The following is a 20,873-nucleotide window of genomic DNA, read 5'->3' as shown; positions in this document are numbered from 1 at the left end:
GACTACGCACATCGCTGTGCGATTTATTTAAAACTTTGAATTAACAGGTACGTTTTGTCTTGTTTAGTTTTCAAAGATCATTACCGCTTGTTGAAGCAGCTTTATTATCTTACCACTCAGCTTCTTTTATGTCAACAACTTTTTTCAAGTTGTTTCCGAAGCTTTTCGTTGTTGTCTGCTGTTCATCAGCGACGTTTAATAATATAACACCCTTTTGAAAATATGACAATAGTTTTTTTAAAAAAATCATTAATTATTTTCTTTCATACTTATTTCAGTTTCTCTTCTATAGAAAGATAAGCTGTCTTGTGGATTGGCATATTTTCTTGTATAGTAAGATTGAACTAAATACTTGATGACCACAAGGGGAGCATTAAAGCTGAGAGTGAACGTTTTGTTCTGACCCTTTGAACCTGTTAGTTAACGCTGGCGTAGGGATGTGGCAAAGCCAAATGATTTGCAGTTTATGTAAGCAGCGCGCGGGCCTTTTCCCATCCTTCCCCGCGCTGCTTTTTTGTTTATCCTTGTTACGGTTGTCTGACCAGGGGGAAAACTATGAATCATTCAACACGGCTTGTGCGCTTAATTGAAATAGCGATTATGACCGGGGCGGCTGTCATTCTGGACATTGTCTCAGGTATGTTTCTCCGGATGCCCCAAGGCGGTTCGGTCTCTATTATGATGATTCCGATTTTTTTGATTTCATTCCGCTGGGGAGTGAAAGCCGGGCTTACGACAGGCTTTTTGACAGGGATTGTCCAGATCGCCATCGGCAATTTGTTTTTGCAGCACCCGGTGCAGCTATTTCTTGATTACATCGCGGCATTTGCAGTTCTCGGTTTCAGCGGCTTGTTTGCTTCCGGTGTACGAGAATCGGCATTGAATAAAAAAAGAGGCGCTTTAACGATGTATGTTATAGGCGGTGTTTTCATCGGCAGTGTGCTGCGCTATGCGGCACATGTGGTCTCCGGAGCGGTCTTTTTCGGAAGCTATGCTCCGAAAGGCACGCCGGTATGGATTTATTCGTCCGTCTATAACGCGACTTATATGATTCCTTCTTTTATCCTTTCGGCCATTGTCCTTATCTTATTATTCATGACTGCGCCGCGGCTTCTTGAAGCTAAGCGGACGAACTGAAACAGCAGGCGGTTTACGCCTGCTGTTTTTTATTCCTGGCTGTGCTGTTCGTTTGAATCACTCAGTTCTTTTGTAAGTTCATTTATACTTTGTTTTATGTTTCCTTTGCCTGAAAAATTCTCAATAAGCTCTTTTACATTGATTCCGGAAGATGCTTTTAAGCTTTCCTGAAGACCGGCCATTAAATTGGTTGCGTAGCCTGTGACTTTATTGGCCCCGCCGTTTTCACCGCTTCCTCCCGTATCAACGACGGTTATTTTATCAATGTTGGAAAGAGGCGCTGAGACTTGCTTCGCATATTCAGGCAGCATTTTCACAATCATATCAAGGATTGCAGCCTGCCCGTATTTTTCGAATGCTTCGGCGATTTTTTCTTTAGCTTCCGCTTCTGCGAGACCTTTCAGGCGGATGACTTCCGCTTCGGTTTCTCCTCTCGCCTTTTCAGCCTCCGCTTTAGCAAGACCGTCAATTCTCACGCGTTCCGCTTCCGCCTTGGCCATCGCTTCGATGCTGTACTGCTCGGCATCCGCTTCTGCGAGCTGCTTCGCTTTTGCGGCCGCGGCCGCTTGTTCCACCGAGTAACGGTCAGCATCGGCTTTTTTCTTCACTTCAGAGTCATATTGGCGCTCACGGCGCAGAATTTCTTTTTCCTCCAATTCAATCTGCTTTTGCCGCTCAATAATTTTAATTTGCATTTCCTGCTCTGTCACCTGCTGGCGGGCTTTTGCTGTTTCAAGATCATATGCCTGGTCGGCATTGGCTTTTGCTGTATCCTGCTCTCTTCTGTATTCCGCCATTTTCAGCTGATTGATTTTTTCCGCTTCAGCTATTTCCGTCGCCCGCTCCAGCTCTGATTTTTTTGCGTCTTTATCAGCGGCCGCGCGTTTAATCCTCGTCTCTTTATCCGCTTCTGCCGTGGCAATGTCCGCATCCCGCTTGACTTGGGCAATTCTCGGCTTACCTAATGATTCAAGATAGCCGTTTTTATCGCGGACGTCTTTAATCGTAAAAGAAACGATCACAAGCCCCATTTTAGCAAGATCCTGAGACGCGACCCGCTGGACTTCCTGAGAAAACTTTTCCCTGTTTTTATAAATCTCTTCAACGGTCATGGAGCCGAGGATGGAGCGCAGATGGCCTTCCAGCACCTCCCGCGCCTCCTGCTCACGGTCGTCCTTGGATTTCCCCAAAAATTGTTCAGCTGCTGTGGCGATTTCACCGATGGAGCCTCCGATTTTAATAATGGCGGTTCCGTCGGCCATTACCGGCACGCCTTGCTCTGTATAGACTTCAGGTGTAGAGACATCAAGTTTGCTTGACAGTAAACTGAGAGGTTCTGCCTGCTGGAATACCGGGAGCACGAACGTTCCCCCGCCCCGGACGATTTTCAGACGATTTCCGCCTTCATCAATGTGGACGTTCTTATTTCCCAAATAACTTCCGGTCACGATAAGGGCTTCGTCCGGCCCCGCCGTCCGGTACTTCGTAATAAATACAGCAATAAGTGCGATGAGTAAAAAGAATACGATTCCGATAACGATGATAATCGGCATAGTCATAACAGTTCCCCCTTAGATATCAGATTGGTTCATGCGGCGTCACAAAAAGCACTCCGTCTTTCACGTCAATCACTAATACGGCAGTTCCGTACTTGATCTGTTCTTGATCAAAGCTGACGGCTGATTTAGAAATGGCGCCCCCTATTCCCTCTATGATCACTTCTCCATAGCCGTCTTTCGGGACGGAAGTAATGACCCTGCCGACTCTGCCCTTTAAATCCGTCTCTCGATAAGCGAGCGATTCTTCCGCTGATGAAAGCGGGACAAGGACGAAGAAGTGAAGCAGGCTGACCAAAAGAACCGAAAGAACAAATGAAAGCAACGCAATGACAGAACTTGATAGCGGAGCGGCGATTTCGCCGATATAACCTGAGGCTGAAAAGATTGTTAAAAAAGACAGAATCAATGCAGGGTTTAAAAATGAAACAGGAATGGCTTCCGAGAGGCCGTGAAACACATCTTGAAAAAACAGAATCAAAAGCGTGAGACTTCCCGAAATAATCAATGTGTAAAGATAGACCGTTTCAAGCGGCAGATGAAATATGTCCATCTTCTATCCTCCTTTCAGCCGATGTGTCGGAGTGTTACTTTATATACGGATGTAAAGGTAAATGGTTTCAATTTTCTGATAAGGGAGGCTGATTACATGATTATCCAATCCGGATATGATATGTTTACTCTAAAGGAGGAGATAGGATGAGCATTTTTAATGAAGCCAGACAGCAGATCTGGGAAGAACTGAAAGGACTCTCTGATGAGGAATTCAACCGAAAGCCCGCGGCTGATGAGTGGAGCGTGCGGGGAGTCCTTGACCATTTAAAGAAAATTGACGAAACAGCGCAGACCCTTTTATCAAAGCAGGCAAAAGACGCACCGTTAAAAGAAATAGAAGAACAACCGATGGAGTTTATAGAGGACAGAACAAATAAACGGCCGGCTCCGTCACACCTCGAACCTGAGCAAAACCGAATATCAGTCATTGAAGCAAAACAAGAATTAGATACAGCAAGACAGCAGCTGACCGCCGTCATTTCATCATTAAACGAGGAAGACTTTGAACGTGTGCTTCCGCATCCTGTTTTTCAAGAACTGACGATCCGCCAGTGGATTGATTTTATCGGCCATCATGAAAAGCGTCACATTAATCAAATAAAAGAAATCAAACAAAAAATCGAAAAGGTCTGAGTCAGACCTTCTCGATTTTTTTCTTGGCGCGTTTCGGTTCATAAGAATGGATGGTGACCGCATCGCCCGTGCATATATCACCCGGGCGTTCAACAATACAGACAATTCCTCTTCTGCCCATCGCGTGCCTCACAAACGCCGCGGCGAGTTTTGGCTGATCCGGATAAAAGGATTGAATGACTTCTCCCGGCTGAATGCACGGATCATTTTCTCCCTCACACAACAGAGACGCACCGCTCGGAAATATCATTCTGCTTCCTTCTTTAAGCGGCGTCAGTGCAGAAAAACCGCTGATTGCGATATTAGCGCCGAGCCATTCGGGAAAGATATGAGAAATCCCCATCTTCTCCGCAATGTCATCACATTCCTCCATGGACACGATTGAAATCTGTCTCCGGTTAAAAATCTCTGTTCCTCTTTCATACATCGGCTCACGCGCGCCGGCCTTTTTTGTCAGTCCGAAATGCAGGTCACCGGGAAACCCGCCGTATTCCGCACGAAGCTTGTCCATCTTTTTGGTAACAAATTGTTCGGTATCCGCTATATATACGCCTTCCGTCTTTGCTGTTATGCGTTTCCACATCAGCCGCCACCGCCTTTTTCTTGACATTATCCTTAAAAAACCCCGCTCTGTAAAGGAGCGGGGTTCATTTATTATACCGTTTTCGGCGTTAGATCAAAGCAGCGTTTGTAAATCCAGTTGTATGCTTTCTCATTCAAATCTCTTGGATTTCCGAAAGTTTGCGGATCTTTCATGGCTTCTTTTGATAAACGTTCAATCATGTCCGGAGACACACCTTGTTCTTCTAAACTTGGCACCTCTAAATCTTTTACAAGATCATACATCCAGTTGACGGACGCTTTTGCCGCTTCTTCGGTTGTCATGTTGCTTGTATCGATTCCGAATGCTTTGGCGATGCGGGCGAATTTTTCCGGGTAGCCTTTCCAGTTGTATTCCATTACCGGCCCCATCATAGCTGCGACGCATTGTCCGTGAGCGACAGGGATGATGCCGCCGAGCGTCTGGCTCATCGCATGCGCCGCGCCTGCTGATTCACTGCCGTATGAAAGGCCGGCAAGCATCGCCGCCTGCGCCATGCCGTATCTTGCTTCCAAATCCTCTCCGTCCGCAAACGCGCGCTTAATATAATGCGCCGCATATTCAATGGCCATTAAAGCGACGGCATCAGTGATCGGCTGCGCGAATTTCATCGTATAGCACTCGATGGCGTGCGCAAGTGCGTCAATACCTGTCATGGCCGTCACATGCGGAGGCATGGACGTGTGCAGCTCAGGGTCAATGACCGTTAAATGCGCGGCGATAAGCGGTCCGCCCGTATTGAATTTAAATTCTCTTTCCTCATCTGTAATGACCGCCCATTGTGTGACCTCTGAACCTGTTCCCGCAGTCGTCGGGATCGTTGTCAGCGGAGGAATACGGTTTTCCAGCGGCTTTTTGCCTTCCGCGGCTTCATAATCAAGCACGCTTCCTTCGTGTGTCGCTTCTACCCCGATCGCTTTCGCTGTATCCATGGAGCTTCCGCCGCCGACAGCCACAAGGCCGTTGCAGTTTTCTTTTTTATACAGTTCTGATCCTTCGTTTACAAGACGTACAGGCGGGTTCGGCTCCACTTTGTTAAACAGGACGACTTCGATGCCCGCTTCCTGTAAAGATTCAATGACCGGGTTTGCCACTCCCGCGTTATAAATTCCCGGGTCTGTTACGAGCAGCGCTTTTGTGACGCCAAGCGCTCTGACTTCACTTCCCGCTTGCTGAATCGCACCGATTCCGTGTTTAATGACTGTCGGGATTTCGAATGTATGGAATTTATGCATGCTTTCTACTTTCATATTTAATGTCATATTGTATCTCCTCCTCGTTATGCTTGAAACCAGTTCACAGCCGCTGGTTTCGTGTTGCGGTAAATATGTTTGATTTCCGTGTATTCTTCCAGACCGATTTTGCCGAGTTCGCGGCCGAAGCCCGATTGTTTGTACCCGCCCCATGGCGCTTGCGCGAAATACGGGTGGAAATCATTGATCCATACCGTTCCCATCCGCAGTTTGGCGGCTACGCGTTCGCATTTTTCAATATCCTTTGACCATACCGCTCCGGCCAGCCCGTAAATGGTATCGTTGGCAAGTCTGATCACTTCTTCTTCAGATGAAAATGACTCAACTGTTAAAACGGGGCCGAAAATCTCCTCTTGGACTATCCGCATACCAGACTTGCAGTGTGAGAAAATAGTAGGTTCATAGAAGAAACCGTTTTGAAGGGCGGGATCATCAGGACGTTTGCCGCCTGTTTCCAGTTTTGCCCCTTCTTCGATACCGATTTCTACGTATTTTTCGACTTTGGCCCGATGCTCGGCGGAAATCAGCGGACCGCTTTCCGTATCTTCATGAAAACCATTTCCTAATTTGATGCGTTTCGTGCGCTTGATCAGCTCGGCTAAAAATTCATCATGAATGGCTTCGTCCACCAAAAGACGTGACCCTGCCGAACAAACTTGGCCGGCATGGAAAAACACGGCGTTCAGCGCTTGATCTGCAGCTGTTTCGAGATCTGCATCTTGAAATACGATATTCGGATTTTTGCCGCCAAGCTCCAGGGCAATCTTTTTCACATTGCCGCTTGCCGCCTGCATGATTTTTTTGCCTGTTTCAATTCCGCCCGTAAAAGAGACCAAATCGACGTCGAGGTTTCTCGCCAGCTCATCGCCGACAGAGGCGCCCGGCCCCAGCACAAGATTGGCGACCCCTTTCGGAATACCGGCTTCTTCTATTAATTGAAAGACTTTAATGGTTGTCAGCGGAGTAATCTCGCTCGGCTTTAAAACGATCGTGTTTCCGGCCGCAAGAGCGGGAGCGATTTTCCAGCTCGCCTGAAGGAGCGGATAGTTCCACGGCGTAATTTGTCCGCATACGCCAATTGGCTCTCTGACGATTTTACTTACGGAATCGGGAATCGGAGATGAAATGACCTCGCCTCCGTCTTTATCCGCCAAACCGGCATAATATTGAAATACATTTGCGATATCATCCATATCGGCTTTACTTTCTTCAATCGTTTTTCCTGTATCGAGCGATTCCAGCTCAGCTAATTCGTTCAGATCGCGTCTGATTAATTCCGCAATTTTCAGAACAAATTGTCCGCGCTCGAGCCCGGAAAGCACCGGCCACTCCCCTTCATCAAATGCTTTTCTGGCTGCGGCGATGGCTTTCACCGCATCGTTCCGGTCTCCTTCGCATACCGTTGCAATTTCTTCTTGATTAAATGGATTAATGATACGGCGGGTCTGTTTTTTTTCTGCACTGATCCATTCGCCGCCGATATAAAGCGTTTTGCTCATAAGAGTCCTCCTTACCGAAAAGTAAGTTTGTTAAATAAAAATTTAATGTTTTTAACAATATTAATTTAACATATGTTTTTTTGCCTGTCAAAACCCGGTCAGTCCGTTTAGATTTTGACATTTTGTCATGATTCGTTAAGATTAAGAACATAAAGAAATGACTTAACAAATTTAAACTTCAAGAGGAAAAGAGGGACAGTATGGATGAGAATCCAGAATTCGCAGCTATAGAACAAGCTAGGGATCTTGTCATTGATTCCATTGCAGAGACGATGGATCTTTACGGAATCACTCGAAGTGTCGGGATTTTATACGGAACAATGTATATGAGGGATGAAATGACGCTTGACGAAATGCGTGAGGAACTGCAGATGAGCAAACCGAGTATGAGCACAGGCGTCAAAAAGCTGCAGGATTTAAATGTGGTCAAAAAAACCTTTCACCGCGGCACACGGAAGCATACGTTTGTAGCGGAAAAAGATTTCTTTACGTTTTTCACGAATTTCTTCCCGCCGAAATGGGATCGTGAAGTTCAGGTGAATTTGTCCGCCATTGAACAGGCCCAGGCGGATTTGCAGTCCGTTTTGCTGGCCGAGAAAGGCAACGCGGAATTACAGGAAGAAGCGCGGCAGTTATATGATCAGCTTGAAAGCTCGAAAGCTTATTATCATTGGCTGAAGCGGCTCGCCGACTCGGTTCAGAGCGGGGAGATTTTTAAATTTATTCCGATAGAAACGGACGAAAAAAACGCCTGAATCAAAATCAGGCGTTTTTTGTCGTGATTTGATTATTTTTGAGAAAATATAGGAACATAACCCCATTTACTTCCATTAAAATTGATGGTAAATTTTTATAGGTATGGTCGTTCTTTTTTAAGAACAATCAGCAAATTTTTTTTAGGGGGATTTATGAAAATGAAACAGAAATTTTTCTCAACTGTCATGGCAAGTTTATTCGGCCTGGTTTTGCTTCTTTCTCTGCCGACAGCGTCATTCGCCGCTGAGTCAGGCTCAACCGTTCACGAGCCGGAAATGTCCACGAAAGCGACTGCTACCTTATTTGCAAAATATACAGGTGCCAGCCAGCAGGAATGGTCATTTTCTGATATCGAATTGACGTACCGACCGAACACGATCCTGAGCTTAGGCGTTATGGAATTTACCCTTCCTAGCGGATTTGCGGCTACTACAAAAGATACAGTCAACGGACACGCTTTGCGTGAAAGACAGATTCTGAATAACGGCAAAACAGTCAGACTTCCGTTAAACATTGATTTGCTCGGCGCAGCGGAATTTAAGCTTTCTCTTAATAACAAAACGTTGCCTGCTGCAGGTACATATAAGTTCCGTGCAGAAAATAAATCATTAAGCATCGGCTCTAAATTCTATGCTGAGGACACAATTGTTGTTCAAAAACGCAGCACACCGCCGACACAGCCTTGCAACTGCAAATAATTGCGAAAAAAAGACCGGCACAAGCCCATCGCTTGTCAGCCGGTCTTTTTTTGTGCTGTTTTCTTTCTTCCAGCCCTCGCATTGACAAACCCTTGAAACAGGAGTACATTCTTGTTTGTTGTATTTGGAGTGACGAAAACAGTTTCTTAAGGAGTTATGAGGATTGGGAAAAATCAAAAATAAACAATTTGCCGTCATCGGACTCGGCCGTTTCGGCGGAAGCATCTGTAAAGAGCTTTTTAAAATGGGGCATGAGGTGCTTGCGGTCGATATCAGCGAAGAGCGGGTCAACGCATACTCCTCTTATGCCACGCATGCTGTGCGGGCAAATTCAACGGAAGAAAGCGAGCTTCAGTCGCTCGGCATCAGAAATTTTGAATATGTCATCGTAGCAATCGGCGCCAACATTCAGGCAAGCACGCTGACGACGCTGTTATTGAAGGAGCTGAACATCCCTAATATCTGGGTGAAAGCGCAAAACTATTATCATCACAAAGTGCTTGAAAAAATCGGTGCTGATCGTATTATCCATCCCGAAAAGGATATGGGCGTGCGGATTGCGCAAAGCCTTTCAGATGAAAATGTCTTAAATTACATTGATTTGTCAGATGAATACAGCATTGTGGAGCTTTCAGCCACGAAAAAGCTGCATTTAAAATCCATTCTTGATCTCGGCGTCCGGGCCAGATTCGGCTGCACCATTCTCGCCTTGAAACATAATGGAAACATTCAGCTGTCCCCTTCTCCGGAGACTGTCATTCATGAATGTGACTGTCTTGTGCTGATGGGGCATAAACGTGATATTAAAAGGTTTGAAACTGAAGGAATGTAAAAAAGCCGGCGGGCTGCCGGCTTTTTTTGATGCTTATGTTTCTTCACTTAACTGGACGGCGGTTTGGTCAACCCAGCCGATCAGCTCATCTTTCACTTGAATTTGGTACCAGACGGATTCTCCGTTTTGTTTTTCAGATACGACTTTAATATGCTCGCCGGTAAACTTTTGCGCCGATGCCAGTTTAATAGAATGCCGCTCTTTTGACGGCTTGGACCACACGTCTTCAATGGCGTGGTCTTTGATGGCGCCTTTCATATCAACTGCTTTAAGAGAGGCATTGATTTTGTCATATTCATTCAGGTTATAGGTTTCTATGACATCTTTAATTTTTTCAGCATAGCCGGGGTCTGTGGCGTAGCCGGATTTTTGAAGGGCAGCCGCCGCAGTTTTATAATTGTCCGCTTCAATGACGGGCTTGTACTTCTTTTTATTCCAAGACGTTCCGTTGACAAATAATTTGGCATGGTCATCCATTGATTCAAAAAACGTGCTGTATTTACGGAATTTTGCCCGAATCGTTTTTCGTTTTCCTTTTTCAAATTCATCCGTTTTCATCGTGACGTGTTTTCCTTTATAATCACCTTTTACACCGAACAGGTTGCGCGCTTTCCCCGCAAGCTCACTGTTCCCCCAGTCCGATTCGAGAATGGCCTGTGCGAGGGTGATGCTCGGAAGGACATGATATTTCTCATATAAAATTTGAGCATGCCCGGAAAGGCTGTCAATAAAGACCTGCTGCTCGTCCACCTCTTCAGGCGGTTTTTCTTCCGTCACTATGAATTTCGAAAACACCATTGATACCAGAAATAATCCGAATATAAGAGATACAGCAAAAAGGCATCCAAGCCCCTTTTTGGTCTTTGCTTTCTTTTTCATATCAACCTTCCTTTAATTCCGGAATCACTAGATTTATAATTTTACTGGTCATTGATGAAAATTTCAATAAAATAGGGAAAAAGACGGAGAAAGAACACATTGTGCAAGTAAAAAAGACTCCTCTTTGAGGAGTCTTTTATGTTATGCCATGCTCAGCTGAGGGCCGAACAATTCATATTGAACGGAATCAGAGTCAAACCCGAGTGCAAGAATCATGTCTTTCATTTGCGTCATAAACTGCGCTGATCCGCACAAGTAAAATTCAGCATCTTGATTCAGATGAAGCTGCTCCAGGAAGGTTTGATCAATTCTGCCGCTGTAAAAAGGCTTGTCTCCTAAGCGGTCTTGTTCTGCCGGTTCACTGTATACATAAATGACGTTAATATTCGGATGATTCTCCGCAGCTTGTTCAGCCTCTTTGCGGAACGCGGCGTACTCTCCGTTTTTCGCGGCATGAATAAAAGTAACGGAACGCTCCGGCTGTTTTTCGGCGGCTGTTTTCAGCATGCTCATCATCGGCGTGATTCCGGAACCGGCACTGATAAGAACAACCGGTTTTTCGGAAGAAGACAGCTTGAAATCTCCGGCGGGTGCACTGACTTCAAGTTTATCTCCCTCTTGAACTTCATTGTGGAGATGAGAAGAAACCGCTCCGTCCTTTTTCACAGAAATCCGATATGCGCCTTTTTGAGAAGCATCAGACAGGCTGTATTGGCGAATGTGCGTATAAGGAGAATCCGCAATCCGCACTTTAATGCTGATATATTGTCCCGCTTCAAATCCAGGAAGCGAAGAGCCGTCACTCGGTTTGATATAAAATGATGTGATATCTTTGCTTTCTTTCGTTTTCTGTATAACCGTAAATTCTTTATACCCCTGCCATCCGGCTTCATTGTACATGTCTTTTTCAATGCCGATGAAAGCCTCCGCAATAATACCGTAAGCTTTTTCCCATGCCTGCATAATCTCAGGAGTTGCGGCATCCTGCAGCACATCCTTAATTGCCAGAAGCAGATACTTTCCGACAATCGGATAATGTTCCGGTTTTACACCGATGCTTGTGTGTTTATGGCCGATCTGTCTGACCTCCGGAATGATTTGTTCTAATTGATCAATATTCGCCGCAGCCGCAATGACTGCATTTGCCAATGCTGCGCGCTGAGTCTGTTTCTTTTGGTTCGTTTGGTTAAACATATTTAACAGTTCGGGATGATCTTGAAACATCAGGTTATAAAAGCGTCCGGTGATGTTTTCTCCATGTGTTTTCAATACGGGTACTGTGCTTTTGATGATGTCTATTGTTCTCTCATCCAGCATGTTAATCCTCAACCCTTCTAAAGATGTATTTTCAATATATCTTTATAGTAAGAGATATTTTGAATAAAAGATATATTGAAAATGAATCTTTAAAAAAGTCGTCACAATATTGTATTGGATTTGGAATTTATGGATTTCACCTCCTTTTTTTATCACCCGGTGAAACAGGGACACATATATTTGGGAATATACGTTTAAAGATGAAAGCGGGGGAGTGCATGGTTTCCGATATCGATTACACGTCTCCGAATACACAGTTCACTTATAATGTGAATGAGAGCCGTTTTTTTACGAAAGATGCTCGGAACTTTATCAATGTATTGGGGATTAAACAGTTAAACACGCTTGAAAATATTTCATTATTAGATATCTTTCTGAGCAATACAAATGTGATTGAACCGCATACCCATCAAAACGCCGCTGAATTGGTGTACTGTATTTCGGGTTCCGCGGTGGTGTCGATGCTGAATCCGTTCACCCAGAAAATACGGAATTATCCGATCTCTTCAGGACAAGTGGCGAATGTTCCGCAGGGGTGGTGGCATTATGAAGTCGCCACTTCAGACAAAACCCACCTTTTGGCCATATTTGACGCCCCTTCGCCTGAAGTGATATACGGCTCGGATATTCTCCGTCTGACGCCGCCTGAGATCATGGCGCATACGTACTGTCTGAATGAGCATGAGTGGGAAAAAGCCGTTTCACCGATCCGGCAATCAACTGTGATAGGTCCCGATAAATACTGCGGTCAGACTGAAAACACGGGTATTCATGATATGAATAAGCCTTATCAGCCAAATACGCATTATCCGAATGATCCGTATCGGCATTATGATACGCCGTTATATTGGGGATATTAAACGGAGAGCCAGAGCGGCATTCAGCTCGACAGAAAGAGCCCCTCATTGGAGAGGGGCTCTTGATCATTACGGTCCGGTTCCGCAGCTTACTTTGTATCCGCCTTCGGACGATTTTTTTGAATAACATACGTGCGGCGTCTGTCCAGTTTCATCTTTCCAATTGAACCAATTTACATAATAAAGGTTCCCGGCCTCTCCGCCGCCTTCTTATTTTTGAAGAATCGCAAAGTAGCTTTGATACGGATATCCTTTTTTATAAAATGTCATGCCTGATGGCTCCTTTTTCTGAAGCAGACGTGAAGATGACGGGAGAAAGAGGCAGAAGCGCTGTTAAAAGAAGTGCCAGTGCCGCTGAAAGAGATAATATAAGATAGATTTTCTTTTTCATTTTCTCTCTTTCCTTTATTTTGAATTGTTAGAAATGAAGCAGAACACAGAGGCTGCCGCAGAAGATGAAAAAACAAAAAAACCCTTATTTATAGAATAAGGGTTTAAAGGTATGGAGCCAAGGGGGCTCGAACCCCTGACCTCTACGCTGCCAGTCTGGAGATGAGTTTCTGATACAAACAGACGTTTTATTTTGAAACCTTATTTTATAAGGTTTGCTGACCAGCCTTTCTGATAAAAAATCTTCTGTTTTGGCTAAAAATGAACAAGTTGGTCCCTAATTCGTCCCCATCTGTCCCCAAATAGGATTATAAATTAAGGTTAATTTTCCACTAGACCTGCCATCAAAACGCCCATCACAATCAATAATAATAGTAAAAGTAAACAAAGTGCTAGGATAACAAAAGAAATATACTTAGCAATTCCTTTAGGTGATTTGATTGCTAGAATACTCCCCACGACAATTCCTAGGATTCCAAGTGCCCAATGAATATGAGGCAGGAAGTACAATGTGAATAAAAGGATGATAAGCGACACTATTCCAAAATACTTTATCATTTCTCTCCTTTCTATTTTCCCTCCATTAAATTTGAAAATTGAGCTTATCAATTCTTATATATTCTTAAGATCTAAAAATATAGAGTGCCATATTTTTTTAATATTAGCATAGATTTATCGTTCGAGCTTTATGACGACGGATACATACGCGAGGTTATCTGCGCAGTTCATTACGGGACCACATACGGAAGGAAACTCGTGTCGAGAACTTAAAGGTGGATACATTATTGTATTTGATTCTCTTTTATCCGTTGAGACTTATGAAGTGGGAGATGATCAAATGACTGATTTTGAACGAAAAGTGTACCGGATTATCTTTAACATGATCCAATTCGGAAAAAACCCCTCCTTGGATGAATTGAAGAGAAAAACCGGCAAGGATGAACGCGCTAACCGGGAAGCAGTGAAGAACCTCATGAAGCAGCGTATGCTGGAATGGGATAAGAATAAAAACAAGTGGATGTTTTGAAACAATATAATGAAGAAACTAAAAAAGCCTTTCCCGAAGAAAAGGCGTAAGCTGTTCAAGTTTGAAGACGATCAGAAGCAGTTTGAAAGGTAGCATGTGTTTGTTTTTCCACTGTGTTTACACCCAATCCGCATATCAAAGATAACGACAGACCCAAAATAATGAAGAGGCTTTTTTTCATACAGGCACTCTCCTTCTTAGGTTTGATTACGATCAGAAGAAACTTGATAAGATCCATCAAATGAAACAGCCGATGTTGCTAGACCGATCCCTGACATTAAAACGACAGCCGACACAATGATAAATACGCCTTTTCTAAAATTCATACAGGCATTCTCCCCTCTGAATTTGTTTTTGCGTTTGAATCATTTTTTGATGATAAAAATAAGATTTGTCATATTGCTTTGACTCTGCATAAACAGCAGCCGTATCAAGAGCAATATCTTCTACATACGAATAGTTTTTATTTTTCTCAAGGTAATCAATTGTTTTTTTGATTCCCATTTGGTCTATTGCATTAATATATAAAGCCTCCAAATATTTTTGCAGAGATTCAAACAGCTTATCTCCTTGAAATATCGCTGATGAAAGTCCCTTTTTGCTGATTTGAATCGCCTCGCTTGTTTTCCCTTGTTTAAATAGAAGCTTTGCGTATGTAAACAAGGAATGCGGAAGGTTACCCAATTTATACTTTTCAGATATCTCCGCTGCTTTTTTTAAGTAGATTTCAGCTTTACTGTATTCTTCTAAGTCTCCGTAATTCTTTCCTATGTTGTAATAAGCAGAACTGAGCAGCCTTTCATTATTGTTTACTTGTTTCGACAACTCTAAAGCTTTTTCTAAATGCGGCAAGCTTTTTTCAAAGCGTTTAAAGTCAATATAATTCCCTGATATGACAAATAGACATTGAATTTTCCGGACCTTATACAACTCATACTGATCGTAAATATCGAGCGCTTGCTTTACGTGATGCATAGAGACGTGACTTTGTTTCATACCGTAATATGCTTCAGCCAGTTTAAAATGAAACTCCGCTCTCTCAATTTCATCATGCACATGAACGAGTTGTTTTTCAGCCTCTCTATAAAAGCCGATAGCCTTTACATACTGCTTTTGATCAAATTCATACATGCCGCGGAAAAATAAAGAATAATAGCACAGCAGGCCGGAAATTCCTTTATTTGATGCTTCGATTTTTTCCAGCAGCTCGTCAATTGTCGGTCTCACGCGGGTAGTCACCGGTTCTAAATAATCCAACATGAGCTGATGGCGGAATTTCATGAGGGTGTAGTAAATCAGTAGATACTCGTCTTCTTCCATCTCATTTATTTCTTGTTCCACTTCCGCTTTCAAAATTTCCGCATCCGGAACACTGAACTGACGTATCATTTTGTACCATTCATTAATCTTAACGCCAACCTCCGATGATGGTAAAACAGAACTCACAAGGCCACTCCTCCTTTTATATAATATTCTAACATTTCCATAATATGTTTGGGCGAAAAAAAACCGCAATTTGTTTGCGGTCTACAGTGATTATAAAATCATGATTTTGTTGGATAAAAGATACATCATTTCTTATACCATTAGACATATTACGCATTACTTATTTTCACATAACTGTTGGAAATGGCCATTCTATTTGCGATAATAAAACTAATGTGTCGGGAATACAAATGGGGAGGGGATAAGGATGTGCCATTTTAAAATGAGCCTTACTTTATCACTCAAGCGTTCTCAGCTCTAAAGAAATGTGTACTTTGGATAAACGTGTATAAGTAGACTTTCTACAAGTCTACTTTATTTTTTCTCATAAATAAAAACGAGGTGAAAATCAATGGATGGTATAGAATTTTTAGAAAACATGACACGACTTGGAATAATCATTTTGGTGTTCTCCGGATACGCTATTTATTGGAAATTAGGTAAAACAAAAAGAGAGCGAGGGCTTTCAAAATTTGAAGCTTGTCTTAGGTTCTCTGTAATGTTTGGGATAATAGCATGGGGGGTTTCGACTCTTGCTTTGAGTTTATGGTCATAATCTTTTTTGTCGATATTTGACTTATCCTGTCTAAACAGATTAAAACTGGATAAACATACCCTAATTTGGAAAAATGTGTTACCATGTAGTTACTTGTACAATTTTCCAAAAGGGGGAGTTATAATGTTGAAAAGATTAGTTTTTCTGGCGTTGACCCTACTTCTTGCTATTGCTACAATAGCGCCAACAGTTTCAGCAGAGGAAGAGAACGGGTTAGATGGATTAACTAAAGAACAAATTGAAAAATCTTTAAAAGAAGTTGAGTACATCTTTACTAAGATTGTAATTTTTGATGAAGAAACAGGTTACACAGTTAATGAGGGTGAGCTTGAAAAGTCTCCTTATACCAAAGGTCAAAAAGAGGGTATGATCGCCTTCGCTAACTATATGAACAAGGAATATAAGTATGCAAGTGTCCAAAAGAACACTGTTCAAAGATGCCTTGAAGATGCTATTGGTATCTCTAAAGGAGCATTAGATAAAGTTCAAAAGGCAATTGAAAAAGGAGATTGGTGGACAGTATTGGAATATCTGGGCAAATTAGGTGTAGCAATTTCTCCACCAGTATTATTTACATTCTTCCTGTTCTGCGGTGCTACACCAGCAAAGATTGCTCCGCAAGAAAATTGATAAACAACAAAGCCGCCTTTAGAGGCGGCTTCTTCAATCCTAATTGAAGGCGAAAAGCAACTAAACTTCCTCAAAATAAATTTTTCGTCCCCAAATTGTCCCCAATTGCTTTTTGGGGCTATTGGCTCTGTTCCTGACAAATAAAAAAACCCTTATAAAGGGTTTAAAGGTATGGAGCCAAGGGGGCTCGAACCCCTGACCTCTACGCTGCCAGCGTAGCGCTCTCCCAGCTGAGCTATGGCCCCGTGCTGTAACGTCATGTTTTATTATAGACGAGTCTTCTATGAATTTCAAGCAGAAAATTCAGTTTGCTCATATTTTCCTGAGACGTTTTTCGAACATAAAAAGAAGACCCTCCGGGGGCCTCTTCGTTTATCGCACGAGCATGATTAAAATGATGCCGAGGATGACACGGTAAATGGCGAACGGGACAAGCTTAATCCGGTTAATGAGCCGAAGAAAAAACTTGACGACTAAGAGGGCGACGACAAAGGCGCAGATAAAGCCGACAAGAAAAAACGGAATCATGTCATAAGAAAGACTGCTCCAGTATTTCACCAGCTTCAGAAGGCTTGCGCCCGCCATAATCGGAATAGCCATAATAAATGTGAAGTCTGCGGCTGCTCGGTGATTCAAGCCGACAATGACACCTCCGGCAATCGTTGAGCCTGAGCGGGAAAATCCGGGCCATAAGGCGAGACACTGGAATAATCCGACACAGAAAGCCTGTTTGTAGGTGATTCTGTCTACCGTATCGATCGTTTCTTTCCTTTTATTGATCCAGTCCGCTATAAGCATAAGCACGGCTCCGGCAATTAATCCGTAAGCGACCGTTCTGACGGAGAATAAATAGCGGTCAATGAAATCCTCAAATAAAAAGCCGAGCACCGCCGCCGGAACAAGACCGACGGCGATTTGCGCGATGGTCAGCCTGTATCCCTTCTGCTGATCGCGCGTGACGTTTTTTTTGAGGCCGAGTAAATGTAATATCCGATCCTTAAACACAATGGCCACCGCCAGAATCGAACCGAGCTGAATCACCACTTTGAAGGAATTGGCGGCTTCCGGATTCATCAGGCTTCCGGATTTCAGCCAGATGTCATCCGCTATGATCATATGTCCCGTGGAAGAAACCGGCGCATACTCCGTCAGCCCTTCCACGATTCCCAAAACGGCTGCTGTGAACATCTCCCATAATGTCATCCCATTCTTCCCTTCATTCATCATTTACAAAAGAGAAGCTCTCCTCTGAAGGAAAGCCTGTCTTATAATAAATATCATATCCGTTCCGATTTTATGACTTCGATCCAGCATCATTTTTTTCTTCTTCATATAAATGCGAACGCATTTTGAACCAATCAAACAGATGGGTCGTGACCACTTTGATGACCGCATACCCCGGGATGGCTAAAATAATGCCGACAACCCCGAACAGCTTTCCGGCAGTTAAAAGAACAAAGATGATGGTAATCGGGTGAATGTGAAGATTTTTCCCCATGATCTGCGGAGAAATTAATTTTCCTTCCACGAGCTGGACAACGGTCCAGACAATCGCAAGCTTCAGCAGCATAAGGGGCGAAGTGACCAACGCGATAATAATCGCCGGCGTGATAGCAATGGTCGGCCCTAAATACGGAACAACGCTCGTACAAGCGGCAATGACCGCAAGCAGTGACGCATAATCAAGTCCGATAATCAGATAGCCGATAAATAATAAAAACCCGATGCAGAAGCTGACGATGACCTGTCCTCTAATATAGGAGCTTAATCTGTGGTTCATTTCACTAAGCATCGTATACGTTTGTTCTTTCAGACGGGTGGGCACAAACTTTAAGATATAGATTGGCAGTTTTTTGCCGTCTTTCAGCAAATAGAACAGAATAAACGGCACGGTCACAATTGAAATAATCACTTCCGTCAGCGCGCCGATAAAATTCCCGACCCCGGTAAATGTGCTGTTTGCAATTGTCGCCGCCTGCGCCGATACTTTATTAGCAAGATCGGAAATGTTGATATTCATCGTCTTTTGCGCCTGATTTACAAAATCGCTTCCGATCAGGCTTTTCGTCTGATCTTCAACGATATCCACATATTTCGGCAGATTGTCGATCAGGCTCATGATCTGTTCCTTTAAAAACGGAATAATTGAAACGACCGTAATCGTAATCAGCCCTATAATAATGAGGTAAAGGAGCAGGATGGAATAGACTCTTTTCACTCTTATTTTTTCCAATATATCTACGATCGGATTAAGCAGATAATAAACGATTCCTGTCAAAATGACGGGGAGCGCAATCGTTTTAAGCAGGACGATAATGGGTGTGAAAATAAATGATGTCTTCATAAAGACAAGGATATTGAGACCGATGAGCAGCAATACAAGCAAAAACAAGACAAATTTATTGTCTAAGAAAAACTGTTTAAATCTGCCGCCCCATGTTTGCAATGTTTCCACTATTGTTCCTCCATCATATGTATTTTACTTAAATTGTACACTATCGTTCCTGTAATGAAAAATAATAACCGGTCTCTATGGGAATTTTTCCTATCTCTTTAGCTGCCAGCCTTTTTTCCATTTATGTTTCTCAGAAAAAAAGCTATAATGTAAGCCAATACATAGAAGGAGCGATAGCAATGATTCGATTTGCAACAGTCGGAACGAATTGGATTACAGAACGATTTCTGGAGGCGGCTTCTGCTATTGATGATTTTCAATTAACGGCGGTTTATTCCAGAACTGAGGAACGTGCGGCGGAATTCGCCGGCAAACACGGCGCTGCTCATTATTTCACCAGCCTGAAAGAAATGGCGGAAAGCGAAGCCTATGACGCGGTGTATCTCGCCAGCCCGAATGCATTTCACAAAGAGCAGGCGGTCCTTTTTATGGAACACGGCAAGCATGTACTGTGCGAAAAACCGTTTGCGTCTAACGCAAGGGAAACGGATGAAATGATTCATGCAGCCAAAACGAACGGCGTTCTCTTGATGGAAGCCATGAAAACAACGTTCCTGCCGAACTTCAGCATGCTTCAAAACCACTTACATAAAATCGGACCCGTCAGGAGATTCACGGCAAGCTACTGCCAATATTCATCACGATATGATGCATATAAGAACGGTACGGTGCTAAACGCGTTTAAGCCTGAATTATCGAACGGTTCGTTAATGGACATCGGCGTGTACTGCATTTATCCGGCCGTCGTCCTGTTCGGCAAACCGAAAAACGTCATTGCGACCGGTCATAAACTCTCATCCGGCGTTGACGGCGAAGGCACGGTCATTCTGTCATACGACGGATTTGAAGCGGTGCTGATGCATTCGAAAATCTCAAATTCGTTTGCCCCGGCGGAAATTCAGGGTGAAGACGGCACGATCGTTCTGGACAGCATTCACGGACCGGAACGGGCGGAAATCCGCTATCGTGACGGCCGGACGGAAGACATTTCAGTCCCTGATCTGAAACCGTCGATGTACTACGAAACGGCTGAATTCATCAATCTTCTTCGAAACGGACAGCGGGAGTCTTCCGAAAATACATTTGAACGTTCTTTCATTACGGCAAGTATTATGGAAGAAGCGAGAAAACAAATCGGAATTGTCTTTCCCGCCGATCAAAACTAAAAACATCCGCCCGGATTCGGGCGGATGTTTTTTATTTGGACGCTAACAGGTCAGCAAACGCTTTTGCATACTGCGGAAGGTCGGGCGGGCGGCGGCTTGATACAATGTGGCCGTCAGTTACGACTGCTTCATCCAGCCACTGTGCCCCTGCATTTGTCATGTCGTCTTTGATGCCGGGCGTGCTCGTTACTTTTTTTCCTGCGAGAATTCCGGCAGATATGAGCACCCAGCCCGCATGACAGATCTGGCCGATCGGCTTTTTCTGCTCGTTCATCGTACGGATGATGTCCAAAACTTCGGGATATCTTCGCAGTTTGTCAGGAGCCCAGCCGCCAGGCACGAGCACAGCATCATACTCCTGGATAATCAGGCTCTTAAAATCGTAATCCGCCGTCGCGGGCACGCCGTATTTTCCTTTGTATGAACGGCCCGCTTCTTCTCCTATTAAATGAACGATCGCGCCTTCCTCTCTCAGCCGGTAGACGGGATACCAAAGCTCTAAGTCTTCAAAATCGTCACTGACAAGCGCTATGACTTTTTTGCCTTCTAATCTCATCACTGCCACTCCCTTCTTTTATATTAGTGTATCGC

General features: G+C 43.8%; 22 protein-coding genes, 1 tRNA gene, 1 pseudogene and 1 riboswitch. Of the genes and pseudogenes, 10 read left to right on the top strand and 14 right to left on the bottom strand.

Annotated elements, in window-relative coordinates; translation table 11 throughout:
- The first annotated feature begins 354 nt into the window (after window positions 1-354).
- Window positions 355-455, top strand: a riboswitch (TPP riboswitch).
- Between the two features lie 100 nt (window positions 456-555).
- Window positions 556-1,137, top strand: a complete 582-nt coding sequence (gene thiT / locus AC1RRX_RS03555; protein ID WP_012118271.1) for an energy-coupled thiamine transporter ThiT — start codon at window positions 556-558, stop codon at window positions 1,135-1,137.
- Window positions 1,138-1,166: 29 nt separating this feature from the next.
- Here the strand turns inward: thiT and floT are convergent, their stop codons facing one another.
- On the bottom strand, window positions 1,167-2,696 hold the full coding sequence (gene floT, locus AC1RRX_RS03550) for a flotillin lipid rafts scaffold protein FloT (protein WP_060675302.1): 1,530 nt from the start codon (window positions 2,694-2,696) through the stop codon (window positions 1,167-1,169).
- Between the two features lie 19 nt (window positions 2,697-2,715).
- Complete coding sequence (locus AC1RRX_RS03545; RefSeq protein ID WP_007410165.1) at window positions 2,716-3,246, bottom strand: NfeD family protein; 531 nt, start codon at window positions 3,244-3,246, stop codon at window positions 2,716-2,718.
- A gap of 146 nt (window positions 3,247-3,392) precedes the next feature.
- Here AC1RRX_RS03545 and AC1RRX_RS03540 point away from each other — a divergent pair, with 146 nt between their 5' ends.
- Window positions 3,393-3,881: a DinB family protein gene (locus AC1RRX_RS03540; protein WP_144463954.1), complete on the top strand. Its 489-nt coding sequence runs from the start codon at window positions 3,393-3,395 to the stop codon at window positions 3,879-3,881.
- A gap of 1 nt (window position 3,882) precedes the next feature.
- Here AC1RRX_RS03540 and AC1RRX_RS03535 read toward each other — a convergent pair whose 3' ends face one another.
- The 3 genes from AC1RRX_RS03535 to betB all read right to left on the bottom strand — a co-directional run bounded on the left by AC1RRX_RS03535 (window position 3,883) and on the right by betB (window position 7,234).
- A complete protein-coding gene (locus AC1RRX_RS03535) occupies window positions 3,883-4,464 on the bottom strand; it encodes an MOSC domain-containing protein (RefSeq protein ID WP_003152182.1) in 582 nt (193 codons plus the stop codon).
- A 71-nt stretch (window positions 4,465-4,535) separates the two neighbouring features.
- Window positions 4,536-5,744: a choline dehydrogenase gene (gene gbsB / locus AC1RRX_RS03530; RefSeq protein ID WP_053574148.1), complete on the bottom strand. Its 1,209-nt coding sequence runs from the start codon at window positions 5,742-5,744 to the stop codon at window positions 4,536-4,538.
- Window positions 5,745-5,761: 17 nt separating this feature from the next.
- Window positions 5,762-7,234 (bottom strand): betaine-aldehyde dehydrogenase, encoded by a 1,473-nt coding sequence (gene betB / locus AC1RRX_RS03525; protein ID WP_144463953.1) that lies wholly within the window; start codon window positions 7,232-7,234, stop codon window positions 5,762-5,764.
- Between the two features lie 200 nt (window positions 7,235-7,434).
- Here betB and gbsR point away from each other — a divergent pair, with 200 nt between their 5' ends.
- The 3 genes from gbsR to ktrA all read left to right on the top strand — a co-directional run bounded on the left by gbsR (window position 7,435) and on the right by ktrA (window position 9,520).
- On the top strand, window positions 7,435-7,989 hold the full coding sequence (gbsR, locus tag AC1RRX_RS03520; RefSeq protein WP_007613329.1) for a transcriptional regulator GbsR: 555 nt from the start codon (window positions 7,435-7,437) through the stop codon (window positions 7,987-7,989).
- 159 nt (window positions 7,990-8,148) lie between these two features.
- Window positions 8,149-8,688, top strand: coding sequence for a biofilm surface layer hydrophobin BslA (gene bslA / locus AC1RRX_RS03515; RefSeq protein ID WP_015240450.1), 540 nt, complete (start codon window positions 8,149-8,151; stop codon window positions 8,686-8,688).
- A 163-nt stretch (window positions 8,689-8,851) separates the two neighbouring features.
- Window positions 8,852-9,520 (top strand): potassium uptake protein KtrA, encoded by a 669-nt coding sequence (gene ktrA / locus AC1RRX_RS03510; protein WP_144463952.1) that lies wholly within the window; start codon window positions 8,852-8,854, stop codon window positions 9,518-9,520.
- Window positions 9,521-9,553: 33 nt separating this feature from the next.
- Here ktrA and AC1RRX_RS03505 read toward each other — a convergent pair whose 3' ends face one another.
- Together AC1RRX_RS03505 and hmpA are read right to left on the bottom strand one after the other, a co-directional pair.
- On the bottom strand, window positions 9,554-10,399 hold the full coding sequence (locus tag AC1RRX_RS03505) for a glucosaminidase domain-containing protein (RefSeq protein ID WP_144463951.1): 846 nt from the start codon (window positions 10,397-10,399) through the stop codon (window positions 9,554-9,556).
- A gap of 141 nt (window positions 10,400-10,540) precedes the next feature.
- Window positions 10,541-11,716 (bottom strand): NO-inducible flavohemoprotein, encoded by a 1,176-nt coding sequence (hmpA, locus tag AC1RRX_RS03500; protein WP_144463950.1) that lies wholly within the window; start codon window positions 11,714-11,716, stop codon window positions 10,541-10,543.
- 218 nt (window positions 11,717-11,934) lie between these two features.
- On the opposite strand from hmpA, the gene AC1RRX_RS03495 reads away from it, so the two are divergent.
- On the top strand, window positions 11,935-12,576 hold the full coding sequence (locus AC1RRX_RS03495; protein ID WP_038464235.1) for a cupin domain-containing protein: 642 nt from the start codon (window positions 11,935-11,937) through the stop codon (window positions 12,574-12,576).
- Window positions 12,577-12,642: 66 nt separating this feature from the next.
- Here AC1RRX_RS03495 and AC1RRX_RS03490 read toward each other — a convergent pair.
- A pseudogene (locus AC1RRX_RS03490) lies at window positions 12,643-12,964 on the bottom strand (YjcN family protein).
- Between the two features lie 837 nt (window positions 12,965-13,801).
- Between AC1RRX_RS03490 and AC1RRX_RS03485 the strand changes: the two are divergent.
- Window positions 13,802-13,990 carry a hypothetical protein gene (locus AC1RRX_RS03485; protein ID WP_144463949.1) on the top strand — a complete coding sequence of 63 codons (189 nt, stop codon included), beginning with the start codon at window positions 13,802-13,804 and terminating at the stop codon, window positions 13,988-13,990.
- 197 nt (window positions 13,991-14,187) lie between these two features.
- On the opposite strand, the gene AC1RRX_RS03480 is transcribed toward AC1RRX_RS03485, so the two are convergent.
- Together AC1RRX_RS03480 and AC1RRX_RS03475 are read right to left on the bottom strand one after the other, a co-directional pair.
- Window positions 14,188-14,316, bottom strand: coding sequence for a hypothetical protein (locus tag AC1RRX_RS03480; protein WP_258566438.1), 129 nt, complete (start codon window positions 14,314-14,316; stop codon window positions 14,188-14,190).
- A complete protein-coding gene (locus AC1RRX_RS03475; protein ID WP_144463957.1) occupies window positions 14,306-15,436 on the bottom strand; it encodes a Rap family tetratricopeptide repeat protein in 1,131 nt (376 codons plus the stop codon). Before AC1RRX_RS03475 ends, AC1RRX_RS03480 begins: the two co-directional genes overlap by 11 nt.
- Window positions 15,437-15,827: 391 nt before the next feature.
- On the opposite strand from AC1RRX_RS03475, the gene AC1RRX_RS03470 reads away from it, so the two are divergent.
- Together AC1RRX_RS03470 and AC1RRX_RS03465 are read left to right on the top strand one after the other, a co-directional pair.
- The gene (locus AC1RRX_RS03470; RefSeq protein ID WP_038464241.1) at window positions 15,828-16,031 is read left to right on the top strand and encodes a hypothetical protein; all 204 of its coding nucleotides are present in this window, start codon (window positions 15,828-15,830) and stop codon (window positions 16,029-16,031) included.
- A 123-nt stretch (window positions 16,032-16,154) separates the two neighbouring features.
- On the top strand, window positions 16,155-16,661 hold the full coding sequence (locus tag AC1RRX_RS03465; protein WP_047477098.1) for a hypothetical protein: 507 nt from the start codon (window positions 16,155-16,157) through the stop codon (window positions 16,659-16,661).
- A 172-nt stretch (window positions 16,662-16,833) separates the two neighbouring features.
- Here the strand turns inward: AC1RRX_RS03465 and AC1RRX_RS03460 are convergent.
- The 3 genes from AC1RRX_RS03460 to AC1RRX_RS03450 form a co-directional block, all read right to left on the bottom strand.
- Window positions 16,834-16,906, bottom strand: a tRNA-Ala gene (locus tag AC1RRX_RS03460).
- Between the two features lie 127 nt (window positions 16,907-17,033).
- Complete coding sequence (locus AC1RRX_RS03455) at window positions 17,034-17,864, bottom strand: undecaprenyl-diphosphate phosphatase (protein WP_007613337.1); 831 nt, start codon at window positions 17,862-17,864, stop codon at window positions 17,034-17,036.
- A 91-nt stretch (window positions 17,865-17,955) separates the two neighbouring features.
- Complete coding sequence (locus tag AC1RRX_RS03450) at window positions 17,956-19,116, bottom strand: AI-2E family transporter (protein WP_007408629.1); 1,161 nt, start codon at window positions 19,114-19,116, stop codon at window positions 17,956-17,958.
- A 179-nt stretch (window positions 19,117-19,295) separates the two neighbouring features.
- Between AC1RRX_RS03450 and AC1RRX_RS03445 the strand changes: the two genes are divergently transcribed.
- Window positions 19,296-20,282, top strand: a complete 987-nt coding sequence (locus AC1RRX_RS03445) for a Gfo/Idh/MocA family protein (RefSeq protein WP_045208716.1) — start codon at window positions 19,296-19,298, stop codon at window positions 20,280-20,282.
- 31 nt (window positions 20,283-20,313) lie between these two features.
- Here the strand turns inward: AC1RRX_RS03445 and AC1RRX_RS03440 are convergent, their stop codons facing one another.
- Window positions 20,314-20,838, bottom strand: coding sequence for a type 1 glutamine amidotransferase domain-containing protein (locus tag AC1RRX_RS03440; protein WP_003152143.1), 525 nt, complete (start codon window positions 20,836-20,838; stop codon window positions 20,314-20,316).
- Window positions 20,839-20,873 lie beyond the last annotated feature (35 nt).

The organism is Bacillus sp. GW821-FHT11D08 (assembly GCF_058808515.1).
The sequence above is the reverse complement of the archived record's forward strand: the minus strand, read 5'-3'. Positions and strand labels throughout refer to the sequence as shown.

Coding starts and splice junctions, on each gene's coding strand:
- bslA (WP_015240450.1), top strand. CDS start 8,149: ATGAAACAGAAATTTTTCTCAACTGTCATGGCAAGTTTATTCGGCCTG.
- AC1RRX_RS03495 (WP_038464235.1), top strand. CDS start 11,935: ATGGTTTCCGATATCGATTACACGTCTCCGAATACACAGTTCACTTAT.
- betB (WP_144463953.1), bottom strand. CDS start 7,234: ATGAGCAAAACGCTTTATATCGGCGGCGAATGGATCAGTGCAGAAAAA.
- floT (WP_060675302.1), bottom strand. CDS start 2,696: ATGACTATGCCGATTATCATCGTTATCGGAATCGTATTCTTTTTACTC.
- hmpA (WP_144463950.1), bottom strand. CDS start 11,716: ATGCTGGATGAGAGAACAATAGACATCATCAAAAGCACAGTACCCGTA.
- gbsR (WP_007613329.1), top strand. CDS start 7,435: ATGGATGAGAATCCAGAATTCGCAGCTATAGAACAAGCTAGGGATCTT.
- AC1RRX_RS03470 (WP_038464241.1), top strand. CDS start 15,828: ATGGATGGTATAGAATTTTTAGAAAACATGACACGACTTGGAATAATC.
- AC1RRX_RS03535 (WP_003152182.1), bottom strand. CDS start 4,464: ATGTGGAAACGCATAACAGCAAAGACGGAAGGCGTATATATAGCGGAT.
- AC1RRX_RS03440 (WP_003152143.1), bottom strand. CDS start 20,838: ATGAGATTAGAAGGCAAAAAAGTCATAGCGCTTGTCAGTGACGATTTT.
- AC1RRX_RS03540 (WP_144463954.1), top strand. CDS start 3,393: ATGAGCATTTTTAATGAAGCCAGACAGCAGATCTGGGAAGAACTGAAA.
- thiT (WP_012118271.1), top strand. CDS start 556: ATGAATCATTCAACACGGCTTGTGCGCTTAATTGAAATAGCGATTATG.
- AC1RRX_RS03465 (WP_047477098.1), top strand. CDS start 16,155: ATGTTGAAAAGATTAGTTTTTCTGGCGTTGACCCTACTTCTTGCTATT.
- AC1RRX_RS03505 (WP_144463951.1), bottom strand. CDS start 10,399: ATGAAAAAGAAAGCAAAGACCAAAAAGGGGCTTGGATGCCTTTTTGCT.
- AC1RRX_RS03480 (WP_258566438.1), bottom strand. CDS start 14,316: ATGAATTTTAGAAAAGGCGTATTTATCATTGTGTCGGCTGTCGTTTTA.
- AC1RRX_RS03455 (WP_007613337.1), bottom strand. CDS start 17,864: ATGACATTATGGGAGATGTTCACAGCAGCCGTTTTGGGAATCGTGGAA.
- AC1RRX_RS03545 (WP_007410165.1), bottom strand. CDS start 3,246: ATGGACATATTTCATCTGCCGCTTGAAACGGTCTATCTTTACACATTG.
- AC1RRX_RS03485 (WP_144463949.1), top strand. CDS start 13,802: ATGACTGATTTTGAACGAAAAGTGTACCGGATTATCTTTAACATGATC.
- AC1RRX_RS03445 (WP_045208716.1), top strand. CDS start 19,296: ATGATTCGATTTGCAACAGTCGGAACGAATTGGATTACAGAACGATTT.
- gbsB (WP_053574148.1), bottom strand. CDS start 5,744: ATGACATTAAATATGAAAGTAGAAAGCATGCATAAATTCCATACATTC.